General features: G+C 72.6%; 23 protein-coding genes. 13 read left to right on the top strand and 10 right to left on the bottom strand.

The window, feature by feature from the left end; all coding sequences use genetic code 11:
- Positions 1 to 21: 21 nt before the first annotated feature.
- Together tnpB and ABD808_RS04325 are read right to left on the bottom strand one after the other, a co-directional pair.
- Entirely contained in the window at positions 22 to 1344 is a 1323-nt protein-coding gene (gene tnpB / locus ABD808_RS04320; protein ID WP_344892832.1) for an IS607 family element RNA-guided endonuclease TnpB, read from the bottom strand.
- A 60-nt stretch (positions 1345 to 1404) separates the two neighbouring features.
- Entirely contained in the window at positions 1405 to 1866 is a 462-nt protein-coding gene (locus ABD808_RS04325; protein WP_344890075.1) for a pyridoxamine 5'-phosphate oxidase family protein, read from the bottom strand.
- A 90-nt stretch (positions 1867 to 1956) separates the two neighbouring features.
- Here ABD808_RS04325 and ABD808_RS04330 point away from each other — a divergent pair, with 90 nt between their 5' ends.
- Positions 1957 to 2757, top strand: a complete 801-nt coding sequence (locus ABD808_RS04330) for a helix-turn-helix domain-containing protein (RefSeq protein ID WP_344890078.1) — start codon at positions 1957 to 1959, stop codon at positions 2755 to 2757.
- 42 nt (positions 2758 to 2799) lie between these two features.
- On the opposite strand, the gene ABD808_RS04335 is transcribed toward ABD808_RS04330, so the two are convergent.
- Positions 2800 to 3918: a globin domain-containing protein gene (locus ABD808_RS04335; RefSeq protein ID WP_344890081.1), complete on the bottom strand. Its 1119-nt coding sequence runs from the start codon at positions 3916 to 3918 to the stop codon at positions 2800 to 2802.
- A gap of 535 nt (positions 3919 to 4453) precedes the next feature.
- Here ABD808_RS04335 and ABD808_RS04340 point away from each other — a divergent pair.
- Positions 4454 to 5203: a gamma-glutamyl-gamma-aminobutyrate hydrolase family protein gene (locus tag ABD808_RS04340; protein WP_344890084.1), complete on the top strand. Its 750-nt coding sequence runs from the start codon at positions 4454 to 4456 to the stop codon at positions 5201 to 5203.
- A gap of 9 nt (positions 5204 to 5212) precedes the next feature.
- Here ABD808_RS04340 and ABD808_RS04345 read toward each other — a convergent pair whose 3' ends face one another.
- Together ABD808_RS04345 and ABD808_RS04350 are read right to left on the bottom strand one after the other, a co-directional pair.
- Positions 5213 to 5788, bottom strand: coding sequence for a TetR/AcrR family transcriptional regulator (locus tag ABD808_RS04345; protein ID WP_344890087.1), 576 nt, complete (start codon positions 5786 to 5788; stop codon positions 5213 to 5215).
- A 69-nt stretch (positions 5789 to 5857) separates the two neighbouring features.
- Positions 5858 to 6652, bottom strand: coding sequence for an SDR family NAD(P)-dependent oxidoreductase (locus ABD808_RS04350; protein WP_344890090.1), 795 nt, complete (start codon positions 6650 to 6652; stop codon positions 5858 to 5860).
- 139 nt (positions 6653 to 6791) lie between these two features.
- Between ABD808_RS04350 and ABD808_RS04355 the strand changes: the two genes are divergently transcribed.
- Positions 6792 to 8861: a HelD family protein gene (locus ABD808_RS04355; protein ID WP_344890094.1), complete on the top strand. Its 2070-nt coding sequence runs from the start codon at positions 6792 to 6794 to the stop codon at positions 8859 to 8861.
- On the opposite strand, the gene ABD808_RS04360 is transcribed toward ABD808_RS04355, so the two are convergent.
- Positions 8791 to 9390, bottom strand: coding sequence for a TetR/AcrR family transcriptional regulator (locus tag ABD808_RS04360; RefSeq protein WP_344890097.1), 600 nt, complete (start codon positions 9388 to 9390; stop codon positions 8791 to 8793). The genes ABD808_RS04355 and ABD808_RS04360 overlap by 71 nt on opposite strands.
- 81 nt (positions 9391 to 9471) lie before the next feature.
- Between ABD808_RS04360 and ABD808_RS04365 the strand changes: the two genes are divergently transcribed.
- The gene (locus ABD808_RS04365) at positions 9472 to 9876 is read left to right on the top strand and encodes a nuclear transport factor 2 family protein (RefSeq protein WP_344890101.1); all 405 of its coding nucleotides are present in this window, start codon (positions 9472 to 9474) and stop codon (positions 9874 to 9876) included.
- An 8-nt stretch (positions 9877 to 9884) separates the two neighbouring features.
- Here ABD808_RS04365 and ABD808_RS04370 read toward each other — a convergent pair whose 3' ends face one another.
- Together ABD808_RS04370 and ABD808_RS04375 are read right to left on the bottom strand one after the other, a co-directional pair.
- Entirely contained in the window at positions 9885 to 10529 is a 645-nt protein-coding gene (locus ABD808_RS04370; protein ID WP_344890104.1) for an adenylate kinase family protein, read from the bottom strand.
- A gap of 30 nt (positions 10530 to 10559) precedes the next feature.
- Positions 10560 to 11114 (bottom strand): universal stress protein, encoded by a 555-nt coding sequence (locus tag ABD808_RS04375; protein ID WP_344890107.1) that lies wholly within the window; start codon positions 11112 to 11114, stop codon positions 10560 to 10562.
- Between the two features lie 226 nt (positions 11115 to 11340).
- Between ABD808_RS04375 and ABD808_RS04380 the strand changes: the two genes are divergently transcribed.
- From ABD808_RS04380 to ABD808_RS04420, 9 genes are all read left to right on the top strand, one after another.
- Complete coding sequence (locus ABD808_RS04380) at positions 11341 to 12393, top strand: sigma-70 family RNA polymerase sigma factor (RefSeq protein ID WP_344890110.1); 1053 nt, start codon at positions 11341 to 11343, stop codon at positions 12391 to 12393.
- 203 nt (positions 12394 to 12596) lie between these two features.
- Positions 12597 to 12788: a hypothetical protein gene (locus ABD808_RS04385; protein WP_344890113.1), complete on the top strand. Its 192-nt coding sequence runs from the start codon at positions 12597 to 12599 to the stop codon at positions 12786 to 12788.
- Positions 12785 to 13450 carry a protocatechuate 3,4-dioxygenase subunit beta gene (gene pcaH, locus ABD808_RS04390; protein WP_344890116.1) on the top strand — a complete coding sequence of 222 codons (666 nt, stop codon included), beginning with the start codon at positions 12785 to 12787 and terminating at the stop codon, positions 13448 to 13450. The genes ABD808_RS04385 and pcaH overlap by 4 nt, the downstream gene beginning before the upstream one ends.
- Before the next feature lie 76 nt (positions 13451 to 13526).
- Complete coding sequence (gene pcaG, locus ABD808_RS04395) at positions 13527 to 14063, top strand: protocatechuate 3,4-dioxygenase subunit alpha (protein WP_344890119.1); 537 nt, start codon at positions 13527 to 13529, stop codon at positions 14061 to 14063.
- Positions 14053 to 15243, top strand: a complete 1191-nt coding sequence (pcaB, locus tag ABD808_RS04400; protein ID WP_344890122.1) for a 3-carboxy-cis,cis-muconate cycloisomerase — start codon at positions 14053 to 14055, stop codon at positions 15241 to 15243. Before pcaG ends, pcaB begins: the two co-directional genes overlap by 11 nt.
- Positions 15240 to 16037, top strand: coding sequence for a 3-oxoadipate enol-lactonase (gene pcaD, locus ABD808_RS04405; RefSeq protein WP_344890125.1), 798 nt, complete (start codon positions 15240 to 15242; stop codon positions 16035 to 16037). The genes pcaB and pcaD overlap by 4 nt, the downstream gene beginning before the upstream one ends.
- Positions 16034 to 16423, top strand: a complete 390-nt coding sequence (pcaC, locus tag ABD808_RS04410; RefSeq protein WP_344890128.1) for a 4-carboxymuconolactone decarboxylase — start codon at positions 16034 to 16036, stop codon at positions 16421 to 16423. Before pcaD ends, pcaC begins: the two co-directional genes overlap by 4 nt.
- Before the next feature lie 21 nt (positions 16424 to 16444).
- On the top strand, positions 16445 to 17242 hold the full coding sequence (locus tag ABD808_RS04415; protein ID WP_344890131.1) for an IclR family transcriptional regulator: 798 nt from the start codon (positions 16445 to 16447) through the stop codon (positions 17240 to 17242).
- 22 nt (positions 17243 to 17264) lie between these two features.
- Entirely contained in the window at positions 17265 to 18422 is a 1158-nt protein-coding gene (locus tag ABD808_RS04420; RefSeq protein WP_344890134.1) for a 4-hydroxybenzoate 3-monooxygenase, read from the top strand.
- A gap of 145 nt (positions 18423 to 18567) precedes the next feature.
- Here ABD808_RS04420 and ABD808_RS04425 read toward each other — a convergent pair whose 3' ends face one another.
- Entirely contained in the window at positions 18568 to 19923 is a 1356-nt protein-coding gene (locus ABD808_RS04425; protein WP_344890137.1) for a tyrosine-type recombinase/integrase, read from the bottom strand.
- Positions 19924 to 19948: 25 nt separating this feature from the next.
- A complete protein-coding gene (locus tag ABD808_RS04430) occupies positions 19949 to 20488 on the bottom strand; it encodes a hypothetical protein (protein ID WP_344890142.1) in 540 nt (179 codons plus the stop codon).
- Positions 20489 to 20520: the final 32 nt, after the last annotated feature.

Below are 20520 nucleotides of genomic sequence, written 5' to 3' on the forward strand. Positions count from 1 at the left end.
CGGCTGATACGTCATGGTCCGTTACGCGGAACGTGAGCGCTTGCGCGCATTGCTCCACGTAGCAGCCGGAAGCCCGGCGGCGGTCCCGGTCTCATCCACACCATGTGCGGCGCCGGATTCCTGCTTCGTCGGCAAGTGCCCGGCAGGGCCAGGTCTGACATCGCCTCCACAAGCGTTTAGACTCTCCGCCCCACTGGCGGCGAGGGAAAGCAGGTTACGTGCGGCGTTGATGTCCCGACCCAGGCTCAGGCCACAACCGTCGCAATGGTAGGTGCGTTCGGACAGGGTGAGGCTTGGCTTTCGCCTCCGGCAGTCCGAGCACGTCTTGGAGGATGGATACCAGCGGTCTGCCACCACCAGGCGGCCGCCCATCCAAACGGTTTTGTAGTCCAGCGTGCGCCTGGCCTGCCCCAGCCCGGCGTCGGCGACGGCGCGCGCGAGCCGCCGATTGGCCAGCATGCCGGTCACGTGAAGGTCTTCGACCACGATGGTCTCATAACAGGCAGCCAAGCTGGTCGTGGCCTTGTGTAGCGCATCAGCACGCATGGCGGCGATCTGGGCGTGGTGGCGGGCCAACCGCTCGGCAGCCTTGACCCGGTTGGCCGAACCTCGTTGCGTGCGGGAGTGCGCCTTGCTTAGCCGCCGAAGTTTGCGCAGCCCCGCCCTCAGCGCCTTCGGCCCAGTGATCTCGATGACCTTGCCTTGGTCGTCAACTGCGGTCAGCAGGGTCTTCACCCCGAGGTCGATACCCACCGCCGAGCCGGGGCGGGCGTGCCGCGTGGGAACTGCGCGGTCGACCCGCACGGTGAAGGAGACGTGCCAGCGGTGCGCAGTGCGCGAGACCGTGGCCGACAAGATCCTCGCGGCGCCCTTCTCTAGACGACGAGCCAACTTGCGGGTGGACTCATGCGTGCTGATGGTGCCTAGACGGGGCAAGGTGACGGTGCGACCGCCGCAGCGGATCGCGCCAGTGGAGAACCGGAATGACTCGCGGCACCGGCCCCGCTTTTTGAACCGGGGGAACCCCAGGCGTGGCCCCTTCCTCGCGCCGTTGCGGGACCGGACGAACTCTTGTAGGGCGCGGTCCAGATCACGGAACGCCTCCTGATAGACGCATTTCGAGTTCTCGCTCCACCAGCCAAGCGCGGGGTTGTTCCTCTTGGCCACGTTCCATAGCCGGTGCAACTCGGTCCCCGACCACCACTTGCCTTCGCCTTCGTAGCGATTGTTGCAGGTTGCCAGGGCCCAGTTCCAGGCGAACCTAGCCGCGCCAGCATGCGAGGCCAGCGCCCGTCGCTGCGAGGGCGTTGGGTCCAATGCGAACCGGTACGCCTGAGTCACCATCACATCACGTATCGTATCCTCTTGGTGGCGGCGACGGACTCGATCACCGGCATCTACGAGCTATTCGCGCCGGGTCGTCCGGACGCCCTCGCCGGGCCGCCACACCTGGATGACGAGCCGGTCGCCCTCCACGGACGTCAGGACGGCCTCGCGCAGATCGAGCCGGAAGGCGTGGAAGTCGCCCGGCGGCTCGTTACCGGTGGTGTAGGTCTTCTTCTCCTCCGGGTCGGTGACCTCGACCGCGACGCCCGCGACCTTGGCGTCGCCGCCGTCGGCCGGGTCGGCCGGGTGCGCGTGGACGGCGCACCGCCCATCGCGCCGCAGGTCACGGGCCTTCATCGCGTCCAGCATCGACCCGAACGACAGGTCCGGGCCGCGGAAGTCGACCTCCGAGCCGCTGACCCGGGGAGATCCGTCCTTGCGCAGGGTGGCGAGGACGTGGGTCTCGGCGTCCTCGAACCGCTTGCGGATCCGCGCGGCCAGGTCGGCCGCCTCCGCCTCGAACTGTTTCCAAGTGGCCATGGAGGGAGTGTGCCCGCCGGGTCCGACGTTCTGGGCGCGTTACCTCCCACGTCATCGTCGTCATGACGTCGTCCCGGTAGCGTTGGTGCCGTGACGACGGCGTTGAGCGATGTGAGACCGATCGGGGACCAGTTGCGCGCCTGGCGGCGGCGCCGCAGGCTCAGCCAGCTGGAGCTGGCGTCGGAGGCGGACGTGTCGACGCGGCACCTCAGCTTCGTGGAGACCGGCCGGTCGGCGCCGAGCCGGGAGATGGTGCTGCGGCTGGCCGAGCATCTGGACGTCCCGCTGCGCGACCGGAACCTGCTGCTGGTCGCGGCCGGGTACGCGCCGGTGTTCGCCGAGACGCCGATGGAGGAGCCGACGATGGACGCGGTCCGCGCGGCGCTGCGGCAGGTGCTGGACGGTCACGAGCCCTACCCGGCGGTCGTCGTCGACCGCTTCTGGAACCTGATCGACGCCAACGGCGCGGCCGGGCTGTTCATGGAGGGCGCCGCGCCGGAGCTGCTGGAACCGCCGCTGAACGTACTGCGGCTCAGCATGCACCCGGACGGCATGGCCAAGCACATCCTGAACCTGGCCGAGTGGCGCGCCCACATGATCGACCGGGTGCGGCGGCATGTGGCGCTGACCGCGGATCCGGGCCTCGTCCGGCTCTACCGCGAGTTGCGGAGCTTCCCGGGGGACGTGGGGGAGGCGCTGGCACCGCCCGCGGGCCACGAGGTGTTCGTCCCGCTGCGGATGCGGGTCGACGGGGACGAGCTGTCGTTCTTCAGCACCATCGCGACGTTCGGGACGCCCGTCGACATCACGGTGGCGGAGCTGGCGATCGAGTCGTTCTACCCGGCGGACGCGCGGACGACCGACTTCCTGCGGGCCCGCGCGGACGGATGAGGCGGACCGGGGGGTCGAGGCGCCTCGGGGGGTTGGGGCGGGTCATTCCTCGTCGGTGAGCAGGTCGTGGTGGATGTGGCCGAGCGGCATCCCCTGCTGTTGCAGCGCGGTCACGGTGCCGCGGACGAACGGGGGAGGACCGGCGACGTAGGCGTCGCGGTCCTGCCAGCCGGGGAGGTCGGCCAGGAAGCCGGGCAGGACGTCGGGCAGGCGGCCGTGCGGGACGTCCCGCCCCTGCTCCACCGGCCGCGACAGGATCGGGACCACCCGCACCCGGGGGCACGCGGACTCCAGCAGCCGCAGCTCGGCGAGGTCGTAGAGGTCACGTTCGGTGCGGGCCCCGACGATCAGGTGGACGTCGCGGTCCGGCCCGAGGGAGGCGGCCTGTTCGGCGATCGCCTTCATGGGGGCGAGGCCGGTGCCGCCGCCGATGAGCAGCAGCCCGCGCCCGGGTTCGGTGCGCAGCGTCATCGTGCCCGCGGCCGGGCCGAGCAGCACGGTGTCGCCGGGCGCGGCGTGCCGCACCAGCGCGCCGCTCACCCATCCGGCGGGCCGCGCGCGGACGTGCAGGCGCAGCGCCCCGTCGGAGCGGGGCGCGTTGGCGATCCAGTAGGACCGCCAGACGCGGGGCCAGCGGGGCGTCTGCGCGGGCACGTGCTGGCCGGGCCGGAACGGCAGCGGGCGGTCGGGCCGCAACGTGAGGACCGCGAGGTCGGCGGCGCGGCGGTCGTGGCCGGTGATCTCGGCGGTCCACCAGGGCGGGGCGTCGGCGGCGTCCCGTTCCGCGGCCTCGATCATGATGGCGGCGGCGGACCGGTAGGCGGTGGTCCAGGCGTTCTCGGCCTCGACGGTCCACACGTCGGCGGCGAAGGTGCGCAGCGTCGCGAGCAGCGCGCCCTCGACGGCCGGGTAGTGCTCGGGCAGGACGCCGTGCTTGCGGTGGCCGCGGCCGAGGCGGCGCAGATGGTCGGCGAGGTCGTCCGGGTTGTCCTGGCTCCACACGATCCGGGTGAGGGCGCGGAAGAACCGTTCGTGCACGGCGCCCATCGCGGGCGGGAACAGGGCCCGCAGCTCCGGCCGCGCCACGAAAAGGCGGCCGTAGAAATAGCTCATGGCGGCGGCGGGGTCGGCCTCGAGACGGGTGAATGTCTCTTTGACCATTCGGGGTTCGTCTGCCATTCGCAAAGCTCGCTCCCTGGGCTTCCCAAGTTTCGGATCCGGGATCTCCGCGGCGATCGCGCCCTCCTCGGCGCCTGGCTGGGCGGAATTCTCTCACCGGAATCCGCAGGTCTTCAAGCGATGTCGCGCGACGGGTACCGCTGCGAACGCCAAGAGTAATCGTCTTATGATTCTCTGTAATGGAAATATCGGAAAGAGGCAGAGGTATACTGATCAGTATGGAAGTGCCGTGACAGAACCGTCTCGCGGCGGGGAAGAATTAGGAATCGAATCTAGTACCAGGTGGAAGATTTCCGGTTTCTTTGGGGTTCGTCGCGGCGGGCGCGCGTCCACCCGGGCCCCGCCCGGCTCTTCCCGGCGCCTCCGGGCCCCCGGCCGGGGCGGACCCGATGTGGACGCGGGTACTGCCAACTTCCCTCCCGGTACGGCAAGCTGGCCGGGAAGAAAGCCCCGGACGGGGCGGCCGAGGGGGAAGCGCCGTCCCGCCGCCGGTGGCCAGCATGAGGGGGAAGCACGCATGGCACAGCCCGTCCGCGGGGCCCCGGCCCCGACCACCGAAGGCGGCGCGCCGCCGCTCATCGGCGTCACCGCCTACCAGGAGCCGGCCCGCTGGGGGGTCTGGGTGCGCGAGGCCGCGTTGCTCCCGGTGCCGTACGTGCGCGCGATCGAGCGCGCCGGGGGCATCCCCGTCCTGCTGCCGCCGACCGCGACCCTGCGCGGGATCGACGCCCTGGTCGACCGGCTCGACGGCGTCGTCATCGCGGGCGGCGGCGACGTCGACCCCGACCTGTACGGCGCCGTCCGGCACGCCGAGACCGGGCCGCCCCAGCCGCAGCGCGACCGCTTCGAGCTGGCGCTCGCCCGCACCCTGATCGAGGCCGACCTGCCCTTCCTGGCGATCTGCCGGGGCATGCAGGTGCTGAACGTGGCGCGCGGCGGGGCGCTCGTCCAGGACCTGCCCTCCGCGGTGGGGCACCGGGGGCACGCGCCGGAGACCGGCATCGTCGGCCACCATCCGGTGCGGATCAGCGCGACGAGCCTGGTCGGCAAGATCCTCGGCGAGTCCGCCGACGTGCCCACCTACCACCGGCAGGCGGTCGGCCGCCTCGGCCGCGGCCTGACCGCCGTCGCCTGGACCGACGACCAGGTGGTGGAGGCCGTGGAGTTGCAGGGGCACCGGTTCGGGCTCGCCGTCCAGTGGCATCCGGAGGAGAGCCGCGACGGCCGCCTGTTCGAGGCGCTGGTCTCCGAGGCCGCCGGTCGCTGACGCTCCGGATCAGCGGGGGCCCGGGACGTTCAGGTAGCGGGCCACCATCCGGGCGATGACGTGCGCGAGCCGCTCCGGCGGCCCGGACGGCAGCATGATGTGGCTGGCGGTCAGCCGCACCGCCGCGTCGGTGATCTCGGTGACGGCGCCGGAGTCGAGGTCGGGCCAGCGGCGCAGCGCGTGATCGGCGATGCGGGCGCTGGCGGTGAACAGCACCGGCTCGGCCCGGGTGGTGAGCAGCGGCAGCAGCTCGTCGCCGCCCGCGCCGGTCAGCACCGCCTTCTTCAACGGGTCGTCCGCCGACGTCTCCAGCGTGTACGTCACCGCCGCGACCACCGCCGAGTACAGGTCGTCATGGCCGGACAGGACCGCGTCGATGCCGTCGAGGTAGCGCTCGTTGTCGCGGATCACGACGGCCCGCGCCAGGCTCCACTTGTCGCCGAACTCGTTGTAGACGGTCTGGCGGCTGACCCCGGCGGCGTCGGCGACGTCCCGCATGCGGACCGCCCGGTAGCCGCGTTCCACGAGGAGGCAGGCGGCGGCGTCGAGCACGGACTCGCGCACGGGACGGCCTGCGGTGCCCATGGGTCGTCGATCCTCCGGGACGGCGGTGAGGGGGCGTCTCACCTCCCATTTTACGGTGACGGCCGGGGCTCAGGGGGCCAGTCGGTCGCGGGTCCACTCCTTGACTCCGGCGACGAAGGCGTCGACGTCGGCGGCCTTCCCGGAGGCCATCTCGCTGAACCAGCCCGGCACGTACCGTTCGAACCCGCCGTCGCCGACGAGGCCCAGGACGGCGTCGGCGACGTCCTGCGGCGGCAGCGCGTCGGACAGGTCGCTCAGCGGCTCCTCGTTGCCGGGCAGCGTGAACAGCTCCGTCCCGGCGATGAGCGCGGGCTGGACGATGTGGACCTGCACGCCGGTGCCGTCCAGGTCGACGGCCATGCTCTCCCAGAACGCGGTGAGCGCCGCCTTCGACGCCCCGTAGGCCGCCTCGTGCGGCGGGCCGAGCCGCGCCGCGACCGAGCCCATCGCGACCAGGTGCCCCCGCCCGCGGCTGATCATTCCGGGCAGCAGCGCCAGGGTGAGCCGCACCGGGGACAGGTAGTTGAGGCGCATGACCTCCTCGGCGTCGGCGGGGGAGGTGTCCTGGACGCGGCGCCGCTTCGGCATGCCCGCGTTGTTGACCAGGATGTCCACGCCGCCGAGTTCCCGTTCCACGGTGGCCGCGAGGTCGGCGATCCCGTCGAGGTCGGCGAGGTCGGCCGTCCACAGCGCCGAGTCCGGCGTGTGCTCGCGGCACCGGGCGAGGACCTGCTCCAGCCTGTCCTTGCGCCGCGCGACGAGCCCGACCCGCGCCCCGGCGGCGGCCAGCGCCTCGGCGACGACCGCGCCGATGCCGGACGAGGCCCCCGTGACCAACGCGGACCGTCCCGTGAGAGTGACCATCCGCCCAACGTCACACACCCCGGCCCCGCCCGGCAAGGCGCACCGCCGGAGCCGGGAAACCCGGGCCCGCCGGGGGAGCGAGGCCGGTAAGGTTGTGGGTTTCGCCCTCATCCACCCCTCTCACCGGAGGTCCGTTGGCATGCCCGCCGAACCCGATGATCCCGAGGTAACGGTCGTCCTCGCCGCCGAACGCGCCCACCTGGCCGAGTCGCGCGCCGCGCTGCGCCGGATGCGCGAGCACGCGCGCGGGCTGTCCGCCGACGCCGCCGCCGACTGGGTGTCCCGGCAGATCCTGGAGTCGCTGCTCGACCAGCGCGTCGAGGCGCTGGCCGACCGCCCCGACACTCCGCTGTTCTTCGGCCGGATGGACCGCGGTGACGCGGACGGCGACACAGACGGTGACACGGACGGCGAGGAGGACGGAGAACTCCCGGCCGTGATGTACGTGGGGCGGCGGCACGTCCACGACGGCGACGAGGGCCGCCCGCTCGTGCTGGACTGGCGCGCCCCTGTGTCGCGGGCGTTCTACCAGGCCGGTCCCGCCGAACCGATGGGCTGGCGGCTGCGGCGCCGGTTCGGTTTCCAGTCCGGGGACCTGACCGCCTTCGAGGACGAACCCCTCGACGGCGGCGCCGAAACGCTCACTTCTCGGATTTTGACCGAGGAGATCGAGCGGCCCCGCACCGGGCCGATGCGGGACATCGTCGCCACCATCCAGCCCGAGCAGGACACGATCGTCCGCGCCGACCTGCCCCGGACGGTGTGCGTGCAGGGCGCGCCCGGCACCGGCAAGACGGCCGTCGGCCTGCACCGCGCCGCGTACCTGCTGTTCACGCACCGGGAGCGGCTGGCGCGGTCCGGGGTGCTCATCGTCGGGCCGAACCGGGCGTTCCTCGCCTACATCGCGGCGGTGCTGCCCGCGCTCGGCGAGGTCACGGTCGAGCAGGCCACGATCGACGACCTGCTCGGGGCCCCGGCGGCGGAGGAGACGGCGCCGGTCGCCGCGCTCAAGGGCGAGGCGCGGATGGCGGACGTCCTCCGCAGGGCGCTGTGGCTGCACGTCCGCAAGCCCGCCGACGGCCTGGTCGTGACGCGCGGTTCGGCCCGCTACCGGCTCGCCGACCACGAGGTCAGGGAGATCGCCGCCGCGCTGCGCGGCACGACCCGGTACGGCAGCGGCCGCGCCGCGTTCGCGCAGCGGCTCGCGCACCAGATCCTCGTGCGGATGGAGCGGCGCGGTGAGGCGCCCGACGACCGCGTCCAGGACCAGGTGGCGCGCGGCGGGCCGGTCAAGAAGATCGTGGAGGAGGTGTGGCCGAAGCTGACCGCCGAGCAGGTGCTGTACCGGCTGCTGTCGGACGCCGACTTCCTGCGCACGGCGGCCAAGGGGGTCCTGGACGAGGACGAGCAGGCCGTGCTCCGCTGGGCCAAGCCCGCCCGCTCGCACCGCTCGGCAGCCTGGACCCGCGCCGACCGCGCGCTGCTCGACGAGCTGAACGACCTGATCGAACGCACCGCGTCCCTCGGGCACCTGGTCGTGGACGAGGCGCAGGACCTGTCCGCCATGCAACTGCGGGCGCTGGGCCGCCGCTGCGGGACGGGTTCGGCGACCGTCCTCGGCGACCTCGCGCAGGGCACCACCGAATGGTCGGCGCGGTCCTGGACGGACGTCCTCACCCACCTCGGGCAGGAGGGCGACGTCACCGAACTCACCATGGGCTTTCGCGTGCCCGGAACCGTCCTGGACTACGCGGCCCGGCTGCTGCCGCACATCGCGCCCGCGCTGGAGCGGCCGCGTTCGCTGCGTCCCGGCGCGGGCGCCCTGGATGTGCGGCGCGTCGACGACCCCGCCGCCGCCGCCGCCGAGGCCGCCCGCGCGGCGCTCGCCCGGCCCGGGTCGGTCGGGCTGATCGTCCCGGACGCCGCCGCGGCCGTGCACGCCGCCGCGCTCACGGCCGCGGGCCTGGACCACGAGGTCCTCGGGCCCGAGTCGGACGGCGCCGCCCGGCTGCTGGTCATCCCCGCCGCGCTCGCCAAGGGCCTGGAGTACGACCACGTGATCGTCGCGGAGCCCGCCGCGATCGCCGCCGCCGAGGCGCGCGGCCTGGCCCGGCTCTACGTGGTGCTGACCCGCGCCGTCACGTCGCTGACGGTCCTGCACCGCGAGGATCTGCCCGCCGAGCTGACAGACCGTCGAACACGACCCTGAGGACGCCCTCGTCCGCCCCGGCGCGTTCGGTCGCGTAGCACAGGCCCGCCAGGAGGGCCATGACTTCGCCCGCGCTCACGTCGGCGCGGACGGCCCCGGCCGCCTGGGCGCGGGCCAGCAGGACCCCGAGCGCGGCCTTCAGTCCGGGCCCCGCCGTCCCGGCCCGGTCGTGGGCGTCGACGCCCGCCTCGGCCAGCGCCTCGGTCACGGCCTGCTTGACCTTCGCCCGCGACACCACCCGGGCGAAGAACCCGAAGAACGCGGCGCCGGCGTCGTCGGCCGACCGCAGGCCCTCGGCCTCCTCCGCGAGCCGCTCCAGCAGGGCGACCAGCACGGCCTCCAGCAGCGACTCCTTGGTCGGGAAGTGCCGGAACACCGTGCCGATCCCGACGCCCGCCCGGCGCGCGACCTCGTCGGTGGAGGCCGAGGTCCCCTGGACGGCGAAGACCTCCTCGGCCGCCGCGAGGACCTTCGCGCGGTTGCGGAGGGCGTCGGCCCGCAGCGGCCTTCGAGACGCGGATGTTGTCATCGCGGCCTTCCCGTTGACAAGTGGAGTCGTGGCTCCGTATTCTTCATGCGGAGTACGAACTCCGATTGTACGGGAGGAATCATGTCCGAGTTCGCCAGCCCCCGCGCCGTCGTCCGGCGCCTGATCGAGGCGGTCACCGCGCGGCGGGTCGACGCGCTGCCCGACCTGTACGCCGAGGACGCGGTCGTCGTGCACCCGTTCGCCATGCCCCCCGTCCCCCTGGAGGGACGCGAGGCACTACGCGAGCACTTCACCCGGAACTTCGCCCGCATGGAGGGCGTGGAGTTCACGGCGCGGAACGTCGTCATCCACGAGACCGCCGACCCCGAGGTCGTCATCACCGAGTTCGACTACGAGGTGCGCGTCCCCAAGAAGGACCGCGTGTTCGTCGTGCCCAACATCTTCGTCCTGCGCATCCGCCGGGGGCGGATCGTGGAGTCCCGCGACTACGCCCACCACCGCGCCTTCGAGGAAGGACTGGCCTGAGCCGGGACTCAGCGCGGCATGGGCAGGCGGAGCCTTTCGCGCAGCGCGCGCTGCACCTCGTCGGCGGACGGTCGCGCGTCCACGGTGACCACGTACTCCTTGCGGCCGAACAGCTCCAGCACCGGGTCGGTCTTCTCGTGGTACACGCGCAGCCGCTCGGCCAGCGCCTCCTCGGTGTCGTCCTCCCGCGCGACCAGCTCGTGGCCGCACACGTCGCACCGCCCCTCCTCGGTGGGACGGTCGGCGATCAGGTTGTAGTCCATCCCGCACCCCGAGCAGTACCGGCGGGCGAGCACCCGTCGCCGCACCTCCCCGTCCGGCAGGTCCAGATGGATCACGCCGTCGATGTCGTAGCTCTCCAGGAAGAACTCCGTCTGCCTGCGGTTGCGGGGGAACCCGTCGACGACGAACCCGTAGTTCCAGTCGTGCTGGTCGAGACGGTCGCGGACCACGCCCGCCACCAGGTCGTCGCCGACCAGCTCGCCCGCCGCCATGATGCGCCGCACCTGCGCGCCGAGCTTGGTGTGGTTCTTGACGTGCCACCGGAAGATGTCCCCGACGCTGATGTGCACGAGGTCCAGGTCCCGGGCGAGCAGGCCCGACTGCGTCCCCTTGCCGCTGCCGAGCGGGCCGACGATGACGTACTTGCGCATGCCGAAAGCCTAGGGGGCGGGACGCGGACGTCAGAGCGGGAGCCGCAGCCTGCGACCCAGCCGCCGGAACCGGGAACCCGGCACGTGCTCGGGCTCCTCGTCCCGCGCGGTCAGATGCTCCAGCAGCGTGTCGAACGCGGGCGGGCGGACGCACACCAGCGTCGCCCTGGCCCGCCGCGCGCAGTGCAGCCGCACCGACGGCCGCAGCAGCCGCGAGAACGGGCCGCGCGTCCCGTGCCCGACGACGAGGATGTCGTCGTCGCCCGCCAGCCGCACCAGCGTCGCGCCCGGCTCGCCGACCAGCGCCAAAGCCGTCATCCGCACGCCGTCCGGTGGGCCGTCGCACACCTCGGTGAGCAGCCCGGCGATCAGCTCCGCGCCGGACCCCCGCAACGCCTCGGTGATGCCGCAGCCGAGCTGACCGGCCGCCGACACGTGCGGCGGCAGCGGCGCGGCATGGACGACCAGCAGCGGCAGCCGCCGCAGCCGCGCCTCGCCGATCGCCCAGGAGAGCGCGCAGCGCGCGCCCGCGGAGTCGTCCACTCCCACCACCACGCGGGGGCCGCCCTCCGGTCTCGCGATCACGGTCCCTCCCGAGGCCGCCGGTTGATGTGCCCTCTAGGGTGCAGGTATACCCGCCGACACGGAAGTGTTTCGCGCCGTGGAAACGCCGGTTTCCTCAAACCCACGACCCGCTGAACGGTCGCGCTGTCCGTTTCCAGAGAGATGTACGGGCTGGTCAAGGCGCGTAGGATGTGCGGGTCGCATGGTTCTGTCGGTGGGCTCGCCTACGGTCGGAGATGACCCGGAGATGACGGGGCCCGTCGGCGGCGCCCGTCCGCAGCGACGACGCCGAACGAAGGTGACGGTCACCATGCCGAACAACATGGCGAACAGCACGATGGCATCGGAACACGACTTCCAGCGCCTCGCCGACCCGTACCGCCGGGAGCTGCTCGCGCACTGCTACCGGATGCTCGGCTCCATTCACGACGCCGAGGACCTGGTCCAGGAGACCTACCTGCGTGCGTGGCGCTCCTACGACAACTTCGAGGGCCGGTCCTCCCTGCGGACGTGGCTGTACCGCATCGCCACCAACGTGTGCCTCACCGCGATCGACCAGCGCGGCAACCGGCCCATGCCGTCCGGCCTCGGCGCGCCGAGCGACGAGCCGGAGCGTCCCGTGGTGGCCTCGCCCGAGGTGCCGTGGCTGGAGCCCGTGCCCGACACCGTCCTCGGCGCCGACGCCGCCGACCCCGCCACGATCGTCGCCGCCCGCGAGACGACCCGTCTCGCGTTCGTCGCGGCGTTGCAGCACCTGCCCGCCAAACAGCGGGTCGTGCTGATTCTGCGGGACGTCCTGAAGTGGCGGGCCGCCGAGGTCGCCGAGCTGCTCGACACCTCCACCGCCGCGGTCAACAGCGCGCTCCAGCGGGCGCGGGCCCAGCTGGAGGAGAACGCCCCGCTGCGCGACGAGCTGGTCGAACCGACCGACCCGGCGCAGCGCGACCTGCTCGAAAAGTACGCCAAGGCGTTCGAGGACGCCGACATCGCCGGGCTCATCGAACTGTTCAAGCAGGACGTCATCTGGGAGATGCCGCCCCACCTCGACTGGTTCGTCGGCGCCCGGGACGTCGTGCGGCTCATCGAGGTGCAGTGCGCGCCGACGCCCGGCGAGCTGCGGATGGTGCCGTCCGCCGCGAACGGGCAGCCCGCGTTCGGGCTCTACCGGCGCGGCGACGACGGCGTGCACCGCCCGTACCAGCTCCAGGTGCTCAGCGTCACCGCCGACGGCGTCGCGCACGTCTCGGCGTTCTTCTACCCGGAGATGTTCCCCCTGTTCGGGCTGCCCGAGCAGCTCTGAGCCCGACCCTTCCGCTGAGCGGAAACTCCCGCGCGGTCCGCGCGGTGCCCGCTGCCACGCTGGAGGCAGCGGCACCGGCATGCTCGCCGGGAGCCGCCAGCGGAAGGGAACGAAGCGCATGGACGGCGCACGGACACGGTCATGGCGTTGACCCGGCCGGGCACGCAGGTGAGAACGGCGCGCCGCAGGGCAGGAGAGGCCTGATGGCCGGTCTCCCGCCCGCCGGAGACCACGCGACGCCGCGGCGGATCGTGGACGAACGGCCCCTTCCGCTCACCGGAAGCACCCGCCTCGGCCCGGGCGGCATCGCCGGGCAGGCCTGGGTGGCTACCGGCCCGTGGCTGAGCCCGCACGGGCCGAGGCGGCACGCGGCGGCAGAAGGGAACAGCGCATGACACACCCCCCGTACCTGTATCCGGCCTACAAGAGCACCGTGCTCCGCGCGCCCGCGCACGAACCGGTGATGCCGAAGCTCGGCCCGGACAGCGTCGAGCTGACCGCGCCGGTGTTCGGCCACCAGGAGCTCGGCCGCCGGGACTTCGACCTCACCGTCCAGCATCCGGGTGAGCCGCTCGGTGAGCGGATCATCGTGACCGGCCGCGTCCTGGACGCGTCCGGCCGCCCGGTGCGCGGCACGCTGGTGGAGGTGTGGCAGGCGAACGCGTCCGGCCGGTACGCCCACCTCGGCGACCTGCACCCCGCGCCGCTCGACCCGAACTTCACCGGCGCGGGACGCTGCATCACCGACGACGACGGCCGGTTCCGGTTCATCACGATCAAGCCGGGCGCCTACCCGTGGGGCAACCACCACAACGCCTGGCGGCCCGCGCACATCCACTTCTCGATCTTCGGGACGGCGTTCACGCAGCGGCTCGTCACGCAGATGTACTTCCCCGGCGACCCGCTGTTCGCCTTCGACCCGATCTTCCAGTCGATCCCCGACCAGAAGGACCGCGAGAAGCTGATCGCCCGCTTCGACATGGACACCACCAAGCCGGAATGGGCCCTCGGCTACCAGTGGGACATCGTTTTGGCCGACACGCCCATGGAGGCGTGATGACCGCAGCGGAGCGAGGATCTTCACGCATCCACACTCGGGGGTCTGGGGTCGCCCCCCAGAAAGGCAGGGCCTGATGATTACTCCGTCGCAGACCGTGGGGCCGTTCTTCGGCTACGCGCTGCCCTACGACGCCGGTTCGGAGGTCGTGCCCGGCTGGCGGCCGGACGCGATCCGCGTGCGCGGCCGCGTCCTGGACGGCGCGGGCGAGCCCCTCCCCGACGCGCTGGTGGAGATCTGGCAGGCCGACGAGAACGGCGAGATCGCGCGGCGCCCGGGCGGCATCGCGCGGGGCGGCCACGACTTCGCCGGGTTCGGACGCTGCGGCACCGACGCCGACGGCGGGTACTGGTTCAGCACCGTCAAGCCCGGCGCGGCCGGGGACAGCGCCCCCTACATCGCCGTCCTGGTGTTCGCGCGGGGCCTGCTCAAGCCCGTGTTCACCCGGCTGTACTTCCCCGAGGACGAGGCGGCGCACGCGACCGACCCGCTGCTCGGCGCCGTCCCGGACGACCGGCGCGGCACCCTGGTCGCCGAACTCGAAGGGGAACGGAGCTACCGTTTCGACATCCACCTCCAGGGGGAGCGGGAGACGGTCTTCCTTGGCTTCTGACGAGCGGGACGAAAGCCCGGTGTCGCCCGACGCGGGGCTGCTGTCGCCCGTCCGCGCGGGCACGGAGGCGGAGGCCGCGACCGGCGACCTCGCCTACCTGGCCGCGATGCTGGACGCGGAGTCCGCGCTCGCCCGCGCGCAGGCCCGGCTCGGGATCGTCCCGGCGGACGCGGCCGAGGCGATCGCCGCCGCCGCCGACCCCGGCCGCTTCGACCTGGTCGACCTGGCCCGCCGCGCCCGCGACGCTGGCAACCCCGTCGTGCCGCTGGTCGCCGACCTGCGGCGCCTCGCCGGACCGGCGGGCCCGCACGTCCACCGGGGCGCCACCAGCCAGGACATCGTCGACACCGGCGCCATGCTCGTCGCCGCCCGCGCCAGGCGCGTCGTCCTCGCCCATCTGGACCGGGCCCTGGACGCGCTGGCCGGGCTCGCCGAGCGGCACCGCGACACGCCGATGGCGGCCCGCACCCTCGGCATGCGGGCGCTGCCGACGACGTTCGGCGCGAAGGCCGCGAACTGGCTGCTGGGCTGCCTCGACGCCCGCGACCGGCTCGCCGCGGTCGAGTTGCCGGTCCAGCTCGGCGGCCCCGCCGGGACCCTGGACGCCTACGGAGACCAGGCGCTCGACCTGGTCGCGGCGTACGCGGCGGAGACGGGGCTGGCGCGTCCCGTCCTGCCGTGGCACACCCGCCGGACGCCGATCGCGGACCTCGCGGCGGCACTCGCGCTGGTCACCGGCGCCCTCGGCAAGATCGCCACGGACGTGTGGCTGCTGTCGCAGAGCGAGGTCGGCGAGGTCGCCGAGGCGGCCGGGCCCGGCAGGGGCGGCTCGTCGTCGATGGCGCACAAGCGCAACCCGGCGCTGTCCACCCTGATCCGGTCCGCGGCGTTGCAGGTCCCGGCGCAGGTCCAGGTGATCCTGGCGGCGCAGGTCGCGCCGCACGAGCGCCCGGCGGGGGAGTGGCATGCGGAGTGGCAGCCGCTGCGCGAATGCCTCCGCCTCAGCGGCGGCGCCGCCGAGACGGCCGCCGAACTGCTCGGCGGCCTTGAGGTGTCCGCCGAGCGGATGCGCGCCGACCTCGACGACCTGCTGACCGTCCTCGGCGAGGACCCCGGCCTCGGAGCGGCCGCCGTCCTCGTCGACCGGGCCCTCGACGCCTACCGCCGGAGCCGCGCGTGACCACCGTGACACCGCCCCACCACCGTCTGGACGGTCCGGAGGGCGCGCCCGTCGTCGTCCTCGGCCCGTCCCTCGGTACCACCATGGACCTGTGGTTGCCGCAGTTGCCCGCGCTGAGCCGGTCGTGGCGCGTCCTACGCTACGACCTGCCCGGCCACGGGCAGGAGCCGCCGCCGAGCGGCCCGGTCACCGTCGACGGCCTCGCCGACGGTGTCGCCCGCCTGCTCGACGACCTCGGCATCGACCGCGTGGCCTACGCGGGCGTCTCGGTCGGCGGCGCCGTCGGCACGACCCTCGCGCTGCGCGCCCCCGACCGCGTCGCGAGCCTGATCCTGTGCTGCACGTCGCCACGGTTCGGCGACCCGGGGCCCTGGCGGGACCGGGCGGCGCTCGTCCGCCGCGAGGGCGTCGGGCCGGTCGCCGACAGCGCCGCCGGACGCTGGTTCACGCCGTCCTTCACCGGCGCCGACCCGTACGTGGCGATGCTCCGCGCCACCGACCCCGGCGGCTACGCGGCCTGCTGCGAAGCCCTCGCGGGCTTCGACGTCACCGCGCGGCTCGGCGAGATCACCGCCCCCACCCTGGTCATCGCGGGGGACCAGGACCTGCCGACGCCCCCGAAGGGCCACGCCGACCTGCTCGCCGAGGGCGTCCCCGGCGCCCGCCTCACCGTCGTCGACGACGCCGGGCACCTCGCGAACGCCGAGCGTCCCGGCCCCGTCACCGACGCGATCATCCAGCACCTGGACCGCACAGCGCACCTGGACCGCACCTGGAAGGGAACCGGCCGATGACCGAGCGGATGAGCGACGCCGACCGCCACGCGCAGGGCATGACCACGCGCCGCGAGGTGCTGGGCGACGCCCACGTGAACCGGGCGGAGACCCGCAAGGACGACTTCACCGCCGACTTCCAGGACATGATCACCCGCTACGCGTGGGGGGAGATCTGGAGCCGTCCCGGCCTGGACCGCAAGACCCGCAGCTGCATCACGCTGACCGCGATGGTCGCGGGCGGCCACCTGGACGAGCTGGCGATGCACGTGCGGGCCGCGCTGCGCAACGGGCTGTGCCCGAACGAGATCAAGGAGGTGCTCCTCCAGACGGCGATCTACTGCGGGGTGCCCGCCGCGAACTCGGCGTTCGCCGTCGCCCAGCGGGTACTCGCCGAACAGGGGTGACGCGCGGGCGGAGGGTGACACGTGGAACGTGACCGGCCGGTGAGCGTGGCGGGCAAGGTGATGGCCATCCTGAACGCCTTCGCGCAGGGCGGCGTGCGCCTGAACCTGAGCGAGATCTGCCGCCGCGCCGGGCTGCCGCTCGCCACCGGCCACCGGCTCGTCGGCGAGCTGACCGCCGGGGGGTTCCTGGACCGGCTCCCGGACGGCACGTACCGCATCGGCACCCGGCTGTGGCGGATCGGCAGCCAGGCCCCGGCCGTCATGGGCCTGCGCGAGCTGGCGCTGCCCCACATGGAGGACCTGTACGAGGCGACGCACGACAACGTCCAGCTCGGCGTCCTGCGCGACGACCGGGTGCTGATCGTGGAGCGGCTGCGCGGCACCCGTTCGGTGCCGGTCCTGACGCAGGTCGGGCAGACGCTGCCGCTGCACACCACCGGCGTCGGGAAGGTGCTGCTGGCGTTCGCGGCGCCGGATGTCCGCGAGGCGATCCTGGCGGGGGAGCTGGAACGGCACGCGGCGCGCACCATCACCGACCCCGCCGACCTGCGCCGCTCCCTCGACGAGGTCCGCCGCGCCGGGTACGCGCTGACCCGCGACGAGATGACGCTCGGCGCGGCGTCCGTCGGCGCCCCGGTCCGGGACGCCGCCGGGGACGTGGTCGCCGCGATGTCGCTGGTCGCCGGGAGCCGCGGCGCCGACCTGCGGCGGTTGCTGCCACCGCTGACGACGGCGGTGCGGGCCCTGTCGCGTGACGTGGCCGCCCACTGGCACGGTGATCCCGACATCTTCTCCGCCGAACGCCGGTCCGGTGCCTGACCCCCGAAGCCGAGGAGGCTCGATGCGAACCCAGGTCGCGATCATCGGCGGTGGCCCCGCCGGGCTGCTGCTGTCCCATCTGCTGCACGTCCAGGGGATCGACTCGGTCGTCCTGGAGAGCCGGGACCGCGGCTACGTGGAGCACCGGCAGCGGGCCGGGATGCTGGAGCAGGGCACGACCGACGTGCTGCGCGACAGCGGCGTGGGGGAGCGGCTCGACCGGGAGGGCCTCGTCCACCACGGCCTGGAGCTGCGGTTCGGCGGCGCCGGACACCGCGTCCCGCTGACCGACCTGACCGGCCGGACCGTGACCGTCTACGCGCAGACCGAGATCGTCAAGGACCTCGTCGAGCGGCGGCTCGCGGACGGCGGCGACGTCCGGTTCGAGGCGCGGGTCGTCGACCTGGACGCGTCCGCGCCGAGCGTCACCTTCCGCGACGCCACCGGCACGCACATCCTGGACTGCGACTACATCGCGGGCTGCGACGGGTTCCATGGCGTGAGCCGCCCGGCCGTCCCGGGGCTGCGCATGTTCTCCCGCGAGTACCCGTTCGCCTGGCTCGGGATCCTCGCGGACGTCCCGCCGTCCACCGACGAGCTGATCTACGCCAACCACGACCGGGGCTTCGCGCTGCACAGCCTGCGCTCGCCGAGCGTCAGCCGCCTGTACCTCCAGGTGTCCCCGGACGAGGACATCGCCGCCTGGCCCGACGCCCGCATCTGGGACGAGCTGGCCGCCCGGTTCGCCACCGACGACGGCTGGACGCTCCACCAGGGCCCGATCACCGACCGGTCGATCACCCCGATGCGCAGCTTCGTGGCCGAGCCGATGCGGCACGACCGGCTGTTCCTCGCCGGGGACGCGGCCCACATCGTCCCGCCGACCGGGGCGAAGGGCCTCAACCTCGCCGTGTCGGACGTGACCGTCCTGGCGCGGGCGCTCACCGAGCGGTACGGCACGGGGTCCGAGACCCTCCTGGACGGATACTCCGACGCGTGCCTGCGGCGCGCGTGGCGGGCCGAGCACTTCTCCTACTGGATGACGACGTTGCTGCACGTCGACCCGGCGGCGACCCAGTTCGAGCGGCGGCTCCAGCGCTCCCACCTCGATTACGTCGCCACGTCGAAGGCGGCCGCGACCTCACTGGCCGAGAACTATGTCGGCCTGCCCCTCACCTAGCCGCTGACCTGCGATGATGGGGGCCGCGCTGCCCGGACGGGGTGTCATGAGATTCTTCTCACCCAAATTGGCAGCATCTGAAATTCTGCCGACAACCCGCTCTGACCTGCTACGGAACATTCCTCTCCTCCTCCGTGGGGCACTTTTAGGGCACATCGCCCGCCGCATTCGAGCCGCCCTCCTCTCCCTCGCCGGGCTCCAGGAACTCGTCCACCGCCTCACGGCCGAGGTCGGCGAGATCAGGGATGAAGTGACCGTAGTACCGGAGAGTGAACCCCGGATCGGTGTGCCCAAGCCACGCCGCGAGCTTGATCACATCGACGCCCTTGTGCAGGATCAGCGACGCATAACTGTGCCGCAGGACATGCATCCCGTTCGCCCGCGTCGCCTCCGCGCCTGCCTTCCGCCGCGCCGCGCGCCACAGGTACTCGAAGTTCTTGCGGTGCCACGCCTTCCCGTCCGGCCGGACGAACAGCAGCTTCACCGTGACCGGCTTCCCGTCCGGCTTCTTCCACGGCAAGGTCACCGCCCGCGGGGAATTGGCCTCGATGTGCGCCGACAGCTTCCGGCCGAGCACGTCCGACAGCGGCACGTCGCGGGTCTTACCGCGCTTGGGCGGCGCGAACACGGGCACGTGCTTGTCGGTCTCGGGATCCTTGACCAGCTTGACCTGCCGCCGAACCTTGATCTTGCGGTTCTGCTTGCGGCCGAGGAACACGATGTCCTCCTCCGCGACGCCGAAGATCTCGCCCTGCCGCAGCCCGGCCCCGGCGCCCAGGTCGGCCATCGCGCCGCAGTCCTTGCGCTCCTCCAGCTCGCCGCGCGCGGCCGCGACCATGCCCGGCGTCCACGGCTCGATCAGCGTCTCGTCTAGGGGCGGCAGTTGCACCGACGATGACCGCGTCGGGTTCTTGTGCGCGATCCCGTCGTCGATCGCGGCGATGAACACCGAGGACAGCGTGTTCCGGATGTCTCTGATGTAGCCGGGCGCAAGCCCGCGATTCTGGAGGGACTTGACCCACTGCTGGATCATGGACGGGCGTTTGGCGAGCTTGGAGATCGGCGTCTTCGCGATCGGTGTCGGGTCGTCGTCGGTGCCACGGATGTGCTTGAGGCGCCGGTCGATGCCCTCCAGGCTGACGGAGTCACCGGTCAGCCCGGCCCGCCATTCCGCCGCGAACTCGCCGAGTGTGATCTTGGCGCGTTCGGGTGTGATGTAGCTGTCGGTGTTCAGGTCGTTGGTGACCTGGGCGTCGTAGGCCTCGGCGTGCTGCTCGGGGTCGTCGCCGTACCTTTCGGCGAAGTTCTGTTTGCCTTGCCTCTTGTTGTCTTCGCGCCATCTGACTTGCCACCGTTTCCCGCAGCCGTGATTGACGGTCGGATAGAGCTTGTTCTTTCCTCGTCCACATTTGCAGGGCGTGAGGCGCTTCTCGGGGTCCTTGTGGTTCCAGCGGGGGTGGGTTGTGGGGTGACTGAGGTGCCACCTGTCGTAGATGGACATGTCGCTCCGGGGGCGGGGGAGGGGGTTAGCAGCCTCGACGGTTGCGGCGGCGTTCCAGCTCGTCCTGCTCGCGGCGGTGCAGCTCTTCGATGAACGCGGCCATGGTCGTGCGGAGATCGGCGAGCGCCTCGGCTACTTGGGTGAGTTGCGCCGCGGACCGCTCGTGATCGTTGATCACGATGCTCTCCAACTGGTCGAAGCGATCCTGCAACCCGCCGTCGACCTTCTGGTCGATGATCTGCTCCAGTCGGGTGAGGTGGTCGCAGACGCGGGCGGTGCGGGCGTCGGCGGCGCAGAGTTGGGCGCGGTGCTCGACGTGGTCGGCGACGATGCCGCGGAGTGCGCGGATGCCGCCGTACACCAGGACGGCTAGCCCAGCGAGGATGAGCGCCGCGAGTCCGGCGAGGTAGGCGGATCTGAGGTCGGCGAGGAGGCCGCCGCTGATGACGGAGACGGCGAGGCCTCCGGTGCCGAGTAGGGCCATGGCTGCGCTGGCGATGGTGGACGCGGCGCGCATGGGAGTGGCGGAGAGCGCGAGAGGTGCGGGCTGGGGGTGAATGTGCATGACTGGACCCCTTTCGCGTACCGGCCGGCCCG

Source organism: Actinomadura meridiana (genome assembly GCF_039537545.1).
Taxonomy (GTDB): Bacteria; Actinomycetota; Actinomycetes; order Streptosporangiales; family Streptosporangiaceae; genus Spirillospora; species Spirillospora meridiana.